Raw genomic sequence first — 12233 nt, 5'->3', positions numbered from 1 at the left:
GGTGCACCGAGGTGCCCTGTGCGCCCTTCTGGCCCCTGCGCGGGCTTACGCCCGGCCCCACAGGCCCTGCTGCAGCTGTGCACTGCACCAGGGCCTGTGCTCATCTGGGGGCTGCCCCGGTCAGACGGGCCGGCAGCGGCTGTGCACTGCACCAGGGCCTGTGCGCATCTGGGGCTGCCCCGGTCAGACGGGCCGGCAGCGGCTGTACGCTGCAAGTAAGCCGGGGGATTTTGAGCCCTGTTACTGTACACAGTGTCAATTAAGATCAGATCACTACGCCCGGATCCTGTACAATAGCTCATTTGTGTATTGCCCTGCCCCGGTCCCACCTAAGACCGGCCAAAAGCCGTGAGACCAGAGCCCGCTCTACCAGGAAACAGCCTCAGTGCTCATGCTGCTGTGCCTTGCGCGGTCCAGGCCTGCAGCCTGGCTCAGCACAGTAAATGGCTGACTCTCTCTTCAATTCCATCAACACCTGCCCTGCCAGTTAAATACTGCAGCAGGCCATGGCCCGTGCCCTCAGTGCCCCATCAGCGGCCTTGCACTGTCCTGTGTCCATTGCGCTGCCCTGTGGCCAATATGAGGTCCTGCGCTGGCAGTGCCGCTATGGGCTGCTTTGCGCTGTACTGTGGCCAGCTGGCGGCTTTGCGCTGGCAGTGCCTCCATGGGTTGCTTTGCGCTGTACTGTGGCCAGTGGGCTGCTTTGCGCTGTCGCCCTGATTTGAGTGTTGCTGGAAAGCTTTTGGCTCAATTGTTTGTTTACGATGAAATCAGTAACTGCCGTCATCAATCATCAGGCCCTGCTGTCCAATCTGGACAAGATCAAATCCCTGGTCCCTCAATCCAAAATCGTTGCCGTAGTCAAAGCCAATGCCTACGGTCATGGCCTTATCAATGTGTCACAGACCATTGAACCCAAGGTTGATGCCTATGCCGTAGCCCGCCTGCCTGAAGCCATGGAGCTGCGCCAGGCCGGTATTACCAAGCCGGTAATCCTGCTTGAGGGCTTTTTAAATGCCGAAGATGTGGTGACCATTTCCGAACAGGGTTTCTATACCGCCGTTCACGATCAGGAGCAGATTGACGCCATCGAAAGCGCCCCTGTACCACGCCCTGTTCATGCCTGGCTGAAGATAGACATAGGCATGCACCGTCTGGGCGCCTCACGCGATGAAGTGGCTCAGATGAAGCAGCGCCTTGAGAGCTCACCTCATGTGGTACAGCCTGTTGGTCTTATCTCCCATTTAAGCGTAGCAGACACTCCTGAAATGAGTGACTACAACCAGGAACAGATAGAGTATTTCTTTGAAGTAGCCAGAGACTTCAAGGGTGATCTGTGCCTTGCCAACAGCGCCGGTATCATTTCCTGGCCTAAGGCCCGCACCGATTTTGTCCGCCCGGGCATCATCATGTACGGCATTTCTCCATATGCTGACAAAACAGGTGAGGACCTGGGCCTTACCCCTGTCATGACCCTCAAGAGCTCCCTTATTGCTACCCGCCGCATCAAAAAGGGCGCCATGGTGGGCTACGGCGCAGCCTGGACAGCCCCTTATGACACTGTTCTTGGTGTAGTGGCCGCAGGTTACGGTGACGGCTATCCGCGCACCATGCCTAATGGCTCTCCTGTGCTCATCAACGGACGCATGGTCCCTACTGCAGGCCATGTGTGCATGGACATGCTCTTTGTTGATCTGGGCCCTGACGCTAAGGACAAGGTGGGCGATGAGGTAATTCTCTGGGGTGAGGGCCTGCCTGTTGAGCGTGTAGCCAACCTGTGCGGCACCATTCCATATGAGCTGGTCTGCCACATCATGCCACGTGTAAACATGGAGAGCATCTGACAGCATCCGCAGCTGAGGCCGACGCAGCAGCTGCGGCAGCGGCAGCAAGGCATGGCCATGGTGGGCCATGCCTTGCTGCAAATCAGGCAAAAAAGGGAGTGATACCAGTGAGGTATCACTCCCTTTTTTATGGGCCGGCGGCCCGGGTGGTCTCAGCAGCCCTGCCGGGGCCTGTGCCGGGACCGGCGCAGCCTGCAGCGCAGGTGACTGCGCTGCACAGTACTGCCTGATTAGTCCTTGTGGAAGCGCATGGACAGGTCGAGGGCCTGAATATTCTTGGTCAGGGCACCTACGGAGATAAAGTCCACACCGGTGGAGGCATAGCGGCCAATGGTCTCGAGGTTTACATTGCCGGAAATCTCAAGCCTGGCGCGGCCATTGGTAACCTTAACGGCCTCAATCATGTCGTCAAACTGGAAGTTGTCGAGCATGATGATGTCGGCACCGGCATCCAGAGCCTCCTGCAGCTCAGCTAAGGACTCAACCTCAACTTCAACCTTTGTGCCTGGCTTGAGCTCATGGGCACGGGCTACGGCAGCGCTGATACCGCCACAGGCCATGATGTGGTTTTCCTTGATGAGGTACATGTCAAAAAGGCCAATACGGTGATTCTGACCACCACCTACGGTTACGGCATACTTCAGGGCAGTACGCAGACCAGGAACGGTCTTGCGGGTATCGAGCAGACGGGTTTTGGTCTCACCCATGGCCTTTACATAGCGGTTAACCAGGGTGGCAACGCCAGAGAGGGTCTGTACGAAATTTAAGGTGGTGCGCTCAGCGGTGAGCATGATGCGGGCATTACCCTTGACGTGGAAGAGCTTCTGGTTTTCTACCAGCTGGTCGCCATCTTTGACGAACCACTCAATCTCAACGCCGCCGCCTAACTGAGCATAGACTTCTTCAACCCACTGTTTGCCACAGAATACGCCTGGCTCACGGGTAATAACAGTGGCTTCATTAATGTGATCGGCCGGAATCAGCTGAGCAGTAACATCAAGGCTCTCATCAACCTTGCCGCCTAAATCTTCCTTAAGAGCCAGCTCTACTGAAACTTTGATATCTTCAGCCAACATTGCAATTCTCCTCAGCTGGGCAGCCTGCCGGTCGCAGTGTCAGAGCACTGCTTTGAGGGCTGATGCAGGCAGCCAGACCTCATTGTCATGCCCCCTGGGGCAAAGCCCGGGCAAAGTAACTTAAATGAGGCTCATGATGTTATGGTTTTCTGCCTGCACGGGGCTGTGCTCCGCTGTCAGGCAACACTTCGGATTTTAGCATTTTTTCCGGGCTCTGCCCGTGTATATCAGGCGCAGTCAATGGCAATTTGTTATAATAACAGGCTGTTTGATTATCGTATTTTTCGCATTTTTAAGGGATTATGGTGTTAGATAACGTATCTTTAACCACACGCCTTGCCGACATAGGCGAGCGTGCTCAGACCCTCAGGGGGTATCTTTGATCTGGATGCCAGAAAAGAGCGTCTGGAAGAAGTAAACGGACTGCTTGAGGATCCTGATGTATGGAACAATCCTGAACAGGCCCAGAGCCTTGGCAAGGAACGCCAGACTCTTGAGCATATTGTTAACATGTTCAGGGAAATTGATCAGGGCCTTGAAGACGTGGCCATGCTCCACGAACTGGGCCGTGAGGAGAACGACGAGAGCACTCTTGAGGAAGCTGCCCGCGAGCTTGAAGAGCTCGACAAAAAGGTAGCCGGGCTCGAATTCGAGCGCATGTTCTCCCAGGATCATGACAATTCCGACTGCTATCTTGATATTCAGTCAGGTTCAGGTGGTACAGAGGCCCAGGACTGGGCTGAAATGGTCATGCGCATGTATGTCAAATTCGGCGAAAAGCATGGCTTTAAATGTACTGTAACCGACCTGTCAGAAGGCGAAGTTGCCGGCATCAAGGGCGCTACCATCAAATTTGAAGGTCCATATGCCTACGGCTGGCTGCGTACCGAAACCGGTATTCACCGTCTGGTCCGCAAGTCACCTTTTGACTCCAACAACCGCCGCCACACTTCATTTTGTTCAGCCTTTGCCTATCCTGAAGTCGATAACGAAATCAAGATTGAGATCAATCCGGCTGATCTTGATGTGGATGTGTTCCGCTCCTCAGGTGCCGGTGGTCAGCACGTAAACAAGACTGAATCTGCCGTGCGTATTACCCACAAGCCAACAGGCATTGTGGTCAGCTGTCAGAACGAGCGTTCACAGTTTCAGAACCGTGATCAGGCCATGAAACAGCTGCGTGCACGCCTTTATGAGCTGGAGCTGCGCAAACAGCGCTCCGAGCAGCAGGCCCTTGAGGACAGCAAGGACGATATCGGCTGGGGCAGCCAGATCCGTTCTTATGTGCTCGATGATGCCCGTGTTAAAGATCTGCGTACCGGCGTCGAGTGCCGTGATACCCAGAGCGTGCTCAATGGCTCTTTAGACCAGTTTATTGAGGCCAGCCTCAAGCAGGGCCTGTAGTCCCTGACCCGGGCAGGCAGAGCAAGGCCTTGCATTCTCTGCCCGGGCAGGCCGGCCGGGACGGGCCCATGGCCCGTACCGGGGCTGCCCATGGTCAGGTACGGGCCTGATGGCCGTCCCTGCCAGCCTCAACACAGAATTTTTTGTCCTTTTTCTCTTCAGGATGTATTAACAATCATGACTCAGGATACCAATCCAACCACTGAGAACACCAACTCTCAAATCCAGGAACGCCGCGAGAAGCTCAATGCATTACGCGAGCAGGGTCAGGCCTATCCAAATGACTTCCACCGTGATGCCATTTCCTCTGACATTGTCAAAGCCTGCGAGGGTAAGGAGAACGAAGTACTGGAGCAGGAAAAGAATACCTACACCATTGCCGGCCGTATCATGACCCGCCGCATCATGGGCAAGGCTTCTTTTGCTACCTTACAGGACATGGGCGGCAAGATTCAGATCTATGTTACCCGTGATGCCCTGCCTGAGGGTCAGTACCAGGACATGTTCAAGAAGCTGGACCTTGGTGACATCATTGGTGTTACCGGCTACGCTTTCAAGACCAGAACCGGTGAGCTTTCCCTGCATGTAACCTCCTTACGTCTGCTGGTTAAGGCCTTACGTCCGCTGCCAGAGAAGTACAAGGGTCTTGTTGATCAGGAAGCACGCTGCCGTCAGCGTTACCTCGACCTCATTGCCAATGAGGAGTCCCGCCGCGCTTTCCAGATCCGCACCAAAATTATTTCCTTTATCCGTCGCTATATGGATGCTGCCAACTTCATGGAAGTTGAGACTCCAATGATGCACGTCATTCCAGGTGGCGCCAATGCCAGGCCATTTATCACCCACCACAATGCCCTGGACATGGACATGTACCTGCGTATCGCTCCTGAGCTTTACTTAAAGCGTCTGGTAGTGGGCGGTTTTGAGCGCGTTTACGAAATTAACCGTAACTTCCGTAACGAGGGTATCGACGTTCGCCACAACCCTGAATTCACCATGATTGAGTTCTATATGGCCTACCACGACTACCACGACCTCATCGACCTGACTGAGGATCTGTTCCGCAAGATGGCCCTTGAGGTTCTGGGCGATACCAGAGTTCACTATGGCAAGGAAGGCGAGCCTGGCCTTGATCTGGACTTTGCAAAGCCATTTGAGCGCCTGACCATGAAGGAAGCTGTGGTCAAGTACGGCAACGGCATCACCATGGAAGACCTCGAGGACGAGGAAAAGGCCCGTGAGTGGTGTAAGAAGCTGCACGTTGAGATGCAGAAGGGCTGGGTACTGGGTCACTACATTGCTGCCCTCTTTGAAGAAGTTGCTGAACACCACTTACAGCAGCCTACGTTCATCACCTCCTACCCAGCCGAGATCTCTCCTCTGGCCCGCCGCAGTGACAAGGATCCTGCTTTCACTGATCGCTTTGAGTTCTTCATTGGCGGCCGTGAGATGGGTAACGGCTTCTCCGAGCTCAACGATCCTGATGATCAGGCCGGCCGTTTCCGCCAGCAGGCTGAGCAGAAGAATCATGGTGATGACGAAGCCATGTACTACGATGAGGACTACATCGTGGCTCTGGAACACGGTCTGCCTCCAACTGCCGGTGAGGGCATTGGTATCGACCGTACCGTCATGCTCTTTGCCAACTGCCACACTATCCGTGATGTAATTCTGTTCCCAACCTTACGTCTGCAGAATTCCAACAAGTAAACCTGCCCCGTTTGCAGGCGCAGGCTCCGGCCCGCACCTGCACCAGGTATGTTTACACCACAGAGCCCCACCACCTGCACCACGCAGGTGCGCGGGGCTTTGTTTTAATACGCCCAGGTGAGTAGCAATTATGGATAATAACGGTGATATTTATCTGGTTTTTCGACATTTTTACGGCCACAGTCCTCAGGACTGACCATGCCATGAAACTCATAGATCAGGGCAAATTTGCCCTGTTTTGATACAATTTCACCTGTTCAGGCCTGCATTCAGGTATACAGCGGCTACAATAGACGCACAGCCTGTCACAGCCTGACAGCATGGCTTATATTTCACATACGATTTTGCGCATCGTTCTCATGATGCCCGCCAGCGGGCAAAGATAGGAATTTCCAGGTAACGTAAGGCAAGGTTGCAAAATGCAGCCAGGGCAGCATGTCTGCGTGCATGCATGCATGCATATATGCATGCCCGAGGCAGCCAGCCTGTGGCTGCAGCTGCCCGGCAGCTGCGCAGCACCTGCCCTGTGACATCATACCAGGGCCACATCAGGCCATTGTGCTTTACAAAACATTATGCACTGCCAGGCCGCACGACTGCCCTGCAGCCACGCGGCAGCCGCCACAGCGCAGCTGCGCAGCCGCTGCTGACACGGCAGCCATGAGCATAAGGATCCCCAAGCCCTGACCGGGATGATTTTCATTACACTGATCATGCCCGGCTGTACGTTTACCCCCAGTTAACCCTGCGCTTCCAATTAAGGAGAACCACTTCCATGAATACCTTCCACGGTTCGTTAGTCGCTCTGATCACCCCATTCAAAGATGGCAAACTTAATGAGAAGGCTCTGGAGCGCCTGGTTGAGTGGCACATTGAAAACGGTACTGATGCCATTGTTCCTGCCGGTACCACCGGCGAGTGTCCAACCCTGAGCTCAGAAGAGCACGCCCGTGTCATCGCAATCGTAGCTCAAGTAGCCAACAAGCGTGTTCCTGTCATGGCCGGTGCCGGCTCAAACAACCCTGTGGAAGCCATTCACTACTCAGTAGAGGCTCAGAAGGCCGGTGCTGACGGTCTGCTGCATGTAGCCGGTTACTACAACCGTCCAAATCAGGATGGTCTGTATGCCCACTTCAAGATGGTTCATGACGCTACCGACCTGCCAATTTTCATTTACAACATTCCAGGCCGTGCTGTTGTAAATATCACCCCTGATACTGTTGCCCGTATGGCCCAGCTGCCACGCATTGCCGGCATCAAGGACGCCACCGGCGATCTGGCCCGTCCATGGCTGGAGCGCAATCTGATTTCCCGCCCTGACTTTACCTGGCTCAGCGGTGAAGATGCCACCCAGGTAAGCTATAATGTTGCCGGCGGTACCGGCTGTATTTCCGTTACTGCCAACGTAGCCCCTCAGCTTGTCCACAAGGTTCAGGAACTGACCCTGACCGGCAAGTGGGATGAAGCCCGCGCCCTCCAGGACAGACTGATGAAGCTTCACGGCTTAATGTTCAAGGAGCCATCCCCTGCAGGTGCCAAGTACGGTGCCTCCTTACTGGGACTGTGCTCAGAAGAAGTTCGCCTGCCAGTTATGCCTCTGTCTGCACAGACCAGAGAGGAGATTAAAAAGGCCATGCAGGAACTCGAACTTATCTAAGTTTTTATCCCGCCGTTCACTGAGATTTTCCGGGGAGGTCATTACCTCCCCCTGTGCCCGCCACCATATTATTCAGAGCGGGCACTGATGCCTGAGGAGAACCAAAGTGCAACGGCTTTTTCATGCCCGAAAACAGCTGATGACCAATAACAATCCAGACTTTGCCAACCTCAGTGAAAACCGCCCTTGTGATGAGGACCGCCCAGAGTGCTGCGCCGCCGGAGCTGCCGGCGAGGGTGCAGCAGCCGATGCAGCCTGCCCTGCTGCCGCCGCTACTGACGCCTGCGCTACAAGCAGCGCAGGCGCTGATGGCGATGGTGCTGCTGACAGCCGCCGCAACCAGCGTGTCAAATCATTCGTAATCCGCGCCGGCCGCATGACTGCTGCCCAGACCAAGGCTCTTGAGGAGCTGGCACCAAAATACATGGTTGATGTCAGTGCACTTGAAAAGCTCGACACAGCGAAAATTTTTCAGCGTGAGGCTCCCCTGGTAGTGGAGATCGGTTTTGGCATGGGCAAGTCCTTTGTGGAAATGGCCGCCAAAGACCCGCTGCGCAACTATCTGGGCATTGAGGTGCACCCTCCTGGTGTGGGCGCTGCCATGTTGCTCATTGAGGAGCAGCAGCTATCTAATGTCAGAGTAATCAAGTATGATGCCTTTGAGGTTCTTACCAAATGTCTGGGACCTGAAAGCATCGATATTCTGCAGATTTTCTTCCCTGATCCATGGCCTAAGGCACGTCACCACAAACGTCGTCTCATCAATGATGACTTCCTCAAGCTGGTAACTCCACTGCTTAAGCATGGCGGCCATATCCGTATGGCTACAGACTGGCAGGAATATGCCGAGCAGATGCTCGCCTGCCTCGATGCAGCATCAGGTCTTGTAAACACCAATCCTGAAGGAGGCTATATTCCGCGTCCTGACTGGCGTCCTCTGACCAAGTTTGAGCAAAGAGGTGAGCGTCTGGGTCACGGCGTATGGGATTTAGTATTTGAACGTGTCTAGTCGCTATCAAGATCTTCTGGCTTTTTTAAAAAACAACAATATTGCATGCTCCGACTGCGATCCATGTGATTGCGGCTGCGACTGCGCCGGCTCCCTGAGCCTGTTAAACGGCGATGCCAGCTTCAGAAAGTACTATCGTCTCAAAATGAGTGAACAGGCCTTTACCAGCCTGTGCGCCGCTCATGGTGTAAGTCCGCGCATTGGCTATGTGGGCTCGGTCATTGTCATGGACGCCCCTCCAGAGACTCAGAAAAACCGTGAGTTTGCTGACATCAACCGTCTGCTTGACCATGCAAAAGTGCTGGTTCCGGCCATTATCGTCTCCGACATTGAAAAGGGCTTTATGGTCCTTGAGGACATGGGTGATTTTGTCTACATCAACTCCATTCCTGATGGCAAGGAGCCGGCCTACTACTTAAAGACCCTTCGCGAGCTTACCAAAATCGGCGCCATGCCTTTCTCACCTGAGCAGGCTCAGGCCCTTGAGCAGCGCCGTCAGGCAGCCCTGAAGGATCCTTCAGCAGAGGCTGATGTCATTCCTCATTATGACCTTGATGAGACTGACTATAAGACCCTGAGTGAGCTGCCGCTTTTTGATGATGACTTCATCAAAATGGAGCTCAACATCTGCCGTGAGTGGCTTTTTGACAAGGCTCTGAATCTGCAGCTGAGTACTGAAGATGAAAAGATGATTGCTCAGACCTGGGACTTTATCAGCGAGCAGTGCCGTGCCCAGCCTCAGACAGCCATGCACCGTGACTATCACTCCCGCAATATCATGGTCGTCCCTGCAGGCAAGGAAATCTCCATCCTGTCGCGTTTTGCCATTCTGGACTATCAGGACATGGTCAAGGGCCCTGCCTGCTATGATCTTGCTTCCATTGGCTATGACTGCTATGTAGACATGGAAGATGAGTTTGTAGAGAGGATCTGCAAGTTTGCCTATGAGGTATACACTGTCTGCGGCATCTTTGACCGCGAGCAGGTATCTCTTGAGCAGTTCAACCTCATGATCCGTCTGTGCGCCATTCAGAGACATATCAAGGTTCTGGGCCTGTTCTACCGCCTGAAGCTTCGTGATGGCAAGGACGGCTATCTGCAGTACCTGCCACGCGTTCTGGGCTATCTGACCAGAAACTGCCAGTACTTTGAGCAGCTGCGTCCATTTGCTGCCTTCCTTGAAAAGAATGTAGCCGGCCGCATCTGACCGCACACAGGGCTTTAAGCCCGGCCACCATGCGGCCAGGCAGCGACAGCCTTACAGCTGCCTGCAGCCACCGGCGTCTGCATGCCCAGGGCATGATCAAAAAAAGCCACATCTGTGGCTTTTTTTGCATCTGGCATCCGACTGCCCTAATTATGTAATGTGCATTATTTGCTAAACTTGATATCTATCTGATTTGACTTAAGGTTGTTTGTAATGAAAGCCATGATTTTAGCCGCAGGTCAGGGCAAGAGACTCAGGCCTTTAACTGAGCGTATTCCCAAGCCTATGGTGGAGGCCGGTGGTCAGAGCCTGATAGCCTGGCATATTGAGAAACTCAAGGCCATTGGCATTACCTCTCTGGTAGTAAATGGCGCATGGCTTAAAGACGTGCTCTTTGAATACCTTGGTGATGGCAGCCGCTTTGGCGTCAGCATTGAGCTCAGCCCTGAGGACAGCGAAGGTCTTGAGACTGCAGGCGGTATTATCAAGGCTCTGCCTCTACTGGGCAGCGAACCTTTTATCGTGGTCAATGGTGATATTTTTCTGGACAGCAGCTACGACTTCCTGCTGCCATGCCCCAAGCAGCTGACTGACAGAGATGAACACGGCAGACTGCAGGCTCTGGCTCACCTCTATCTGACCTCCAACCCGGCCCATAATACGGGCGGTGATTTTGCCGTAAGCGCCGACGGCCACATGATTTACGGCAGCGACTATACCTTTTCGGGCTTTGCCTGGTACCACCCTGAAGCCTTTGCAGGCCGCAGCGTATCCCGTCAGGCACTGCGCCCTTACTTTGATGACTGGGCCGGCCGTGGCCTCATCACTGCCTCGGTTATCACATCCCCATGGTTTGATGTGGGCACAGTAGAGCGACTGCAGCAGCTCAACGCCCACCTGAGCGGCCGCTAATCACGGCCCCGGCGCCGCCCTGCTGGCAACGCAGGCCGGCCTGTGCAGCAAGGCTGGCATTTGCAGCCAGGCTGACGTGCTCAGTAAGGCCTGCATCGCCGGGCCTGTATCGTCTGGCCCGCATCGTCTGGCCTGTATCGTCTGGCCCGCATCGTCTTGCCTGCATCGCCTGGCCTGCATCGCCTGTCTGGTGCAGCTGACGGCGGCCTGCCCGGCACTTTCAGATCCGGTTTTGATCCTAACTATTTCAGGTTTTTGCAATATGTCTTGGAAAGGAAGAATTATTGGTGCCCTGATCGGCCTTTTATTTGGCGGTATCGGTGCTTTAATCGGCTTTCTTATTGGCTACTACTTCTATGACAAGCCACGCAATCAGCTCATAGCCCAGAGCGCTGAGGCCCGCAATGCCTTTGCCGGGCGTGGTCCACGCTCAGCCATGCACAAAACTCTTATCCAGTCCACTTTCAGACTGATGGGCTTCGTCTCACGCGGTGCCGGACGCATCAATGAGTCCCACATCCGTCAGGCCGAGTACTTCATGGATGTCATGAATCTCGATGCTGAAATGCGTGCACTGGCCATTGAGGGCTTTAATCAGGGCAAGAGCGATGACTTTGACCTCCATGCCGAGGCCATGTCGCTCAGATCTGCTATCGGCTCCAACATTGCCATGCTCTCCTTCCTGCTGGAAATTCAGGTAGGAATTGCCCTTGCCGACCAGGTGCTTTCAGAGGGTGAACATGAGCGCCTCCTGCAGATAGCCATTGCCATGGACGTACCTGTCGACAAAATGGAGCGACTGATCCGCATCCGTTTTGCCGAAGTTCAGTTTGCCCAGTTTGCCCGCAAGTATGCCCAGCAACAGCAACAGCAGCAGAACTCCCAGCGTCACAGAAGCTCCCGCCGCTCAGGCACTCAGGGCAGCTCCGGTCAGTACCAGGGCGGAGGTTATCAGCACGATCAGGGCAGCTCCTCATCTGGAGGCTCATTTGTTCCAAAGAGCGAACTTGCCAATGCCTATGAGATTCTGGGCGTAGACGAGAACACCTCATGGGAGGACATCCGCCGCGCCCACAAGAAGCTCATGCTCAAGTACCATCCTGACCGTCTGGCCTCCCAGGGTCTGCCTCCTGAAATGATCAAGCTTTATACCCAGAAAGCCACTGACATTCAGACTGCTTTCAACATCATCAAGGAAGCCCGAGGCGAATAACCAGGCCCGGCCCCGGCCGGCCCTGACCCTCTGGACGGTCCGTCCAGTGCGTCAGGATCGCAGTGCAGGAGCCTGGCACCACTGGCCTGGGCCTTGCCCCCGGCATCAGCGCAAAGCCCCCGCAGACTCACATCTGCGGGGGCTTTGTGTTTTCAGGCGTCAGCAAGTCAGGCTTTCGGGCCTTACTATGATGCCGGATCG

The 12233-nt window shown here is 54.6% G+C and carries 9 protein-coding genes; 8 read left to right on the top strand and 1 reads right to left on the bottom strand.

What is annotated here, in order from left to right:
- The first annotated feature begins 764 nt into the window (after nt 1–764).
- Nucleotides 765–1844, top strand: coding sequence for an alanine racemase (gene alr, locus MXE39_RS00940; RefSeq protein ID WP_246975965.1), 1080 nt, complete (start codon nt 765–767; stop codon nt 1842–1844).
- A 230-nt stretch (nt 1845–2074) separates the two neighbouring features.
- On the opposite strand, the gene nadC is transcribed toward alr, so the two are convergent.
- A complete protein-coding gene (gene nadC / locus MXE39_RS00935; protein WP_246975968.1) occupies nt 2075–2920 on the bottom strand; it encodes a carboxylating nicotinate-nucleotide diphosphorylase in 846 nt (281 codons plus the stop codon).
- A gap of 302 nt (nt 2921–3222) precedes the next feature.
- Between nadC and prfB the strand changes: the two genes are divergently transcribed.
- The 7 genes from prfB (at nt 3223) to djlA (ending at nt 12032) form a co-directional block, all read left to right on the top strand.
- Nucleotides 3223–4324 (top strand): peptide chain release factor 2 gene (gene prfB, locus MXE39_RS00930; RefSeq protein ID WP_246975971.1). Its coding sequence is split into 2 segments (ribosomal slippage): nt 3223–3300 and nt 3302–4324, totalling 1101 coding nucleotides; the frame shifts between segments, so codons are not numbered across the junction.
- 177 nt (nt 4325–4501) lie between these two features.
- Entirely contained in the window at nt 4502–6034 is a 1533-nt protein-coding gene (gene lysS / locus MXE39_RS00925; protein ID WP_246975974.1) for a lysine--tRNA ligase, read from the top strand.
- A 775-nt stretch (nt 6035–6809) separates the two neighbouring features.
- Nucleotides 6810–7691, top strand: a complete 882-nt coding sequence (gene dapA / locus MXE39_RS00920) for a 4-hydroxy-tetrahydrodipicolinate synthase (protein ID WP_246975977.1) — start codon at nt 6810–6812, stop codon at nt 7689–7691.
- Nucleotides 7692–8052: 361 nt separating this feature from the next.
- Nucleotides 8053–8700, top strand: a complete 648-nt coding sequence (trmB, locus tag MXE39_RS00915; protein ID WP_246976317.1) for a tRNA (guanosine(46)-N7)-methyltransferase TrmB — start codon at nt 8053–8055, stop codon at nt 8698–8700.
- The gene (locus MXE39_RS00910; RefSeq protein ID WP_246976320.1) at nt 8693–9907 is read left to right on the top strand and encodes a phosphotransferase; all 1215 of its coding nucleotides are present in this window, start codon (nt 8693–8695) and stop codon (nt 9905–9907) included. Before trmB ends, MXE39_RS00910 begins: the two co-directional genes overlap by 8 nt.
- 213 nt (nt 9908–10120) lie before the next feature.
- The gene (gene murU, locus MXE39_RS00905; RefSeq protein WP_246975980.1) at nt 10121–10819 is read left to right on the top strand and encodes an N-acetylmuramate alpha-1-phosphate uridylyltransferase MurU; all 699 of its coding nucleotides are present in this window, start codon (nt 10121–10123) and stop codon (nt 10817–10819) included.
- A gap of 262 nt (nt 10820–11081) precedes the next feature.
- The gene (gene djlA / locus MXE39_RS00900) at nt 11082–12032 is read left to right on the top strand and encodes a co-chaperone DjlA (RefSeq protein WP_246975983.1); all 951 of its coding nucleotides are present in this window, start codon (nt 11082–11084) and stop codon (nt 12030–12032) included.
- Nucleotides 12033–12233: the final 201 nt, after the last annotated feature.

This window comes from Anaerobiospirillum sp. NML120511, assembly GCF_023050955.1.
In the GTDB taxonomy this organism is placed as follows: domain Bacteria; phylum Pseudomonadota; class Gammaproteobacteria; order Enterobacterales; family Succinivibrionaceae; genus Anaerobiospirillum.
This window is presented reverse-complemented; position numbering and strand designations above follow the sequence as displayed.

Coding starts and splice junctions, on each gene's coding strand:
- alr (WP_246975965.1), top strand. CDS start 765: ATGAAATCAGTAACTGCCGTCATCAATCATCAGGCCCTGCTGTCCAAT.
- nadC (WP_246975968.1), bottom strand. CDS start 2,920: ATGTTGGCTGAAGATATCAAAGTTTCAGTAGAGCTGGCTCTTAAGGAA.
- lysS (WP_246975974.1), top strand. CDS start 4,502: ATGACTCAGGATACCAATCCAACCACTGAGAACACCAACTCTCAAATC.
- dapA (WP_246975977.1), top strand. CDS start 6,810: ATGAATACCTTCCACGGTTCGTTAGTCGCTCTGATCACCCCATTCAAA.
- murU (WP_246975980.1), top strand. CDS start 10,121: ATGAAAGCCATGATTTTAGCCGCAGGTCAGGGCAAGAGACTCAGGCCT.
- djlA (WP_246975983.1), top strand. CDS start 11,082: ATGTCTTGGAAAGGAAGAATTATTGGTGCCCTGATCGGCCTTTTATTT.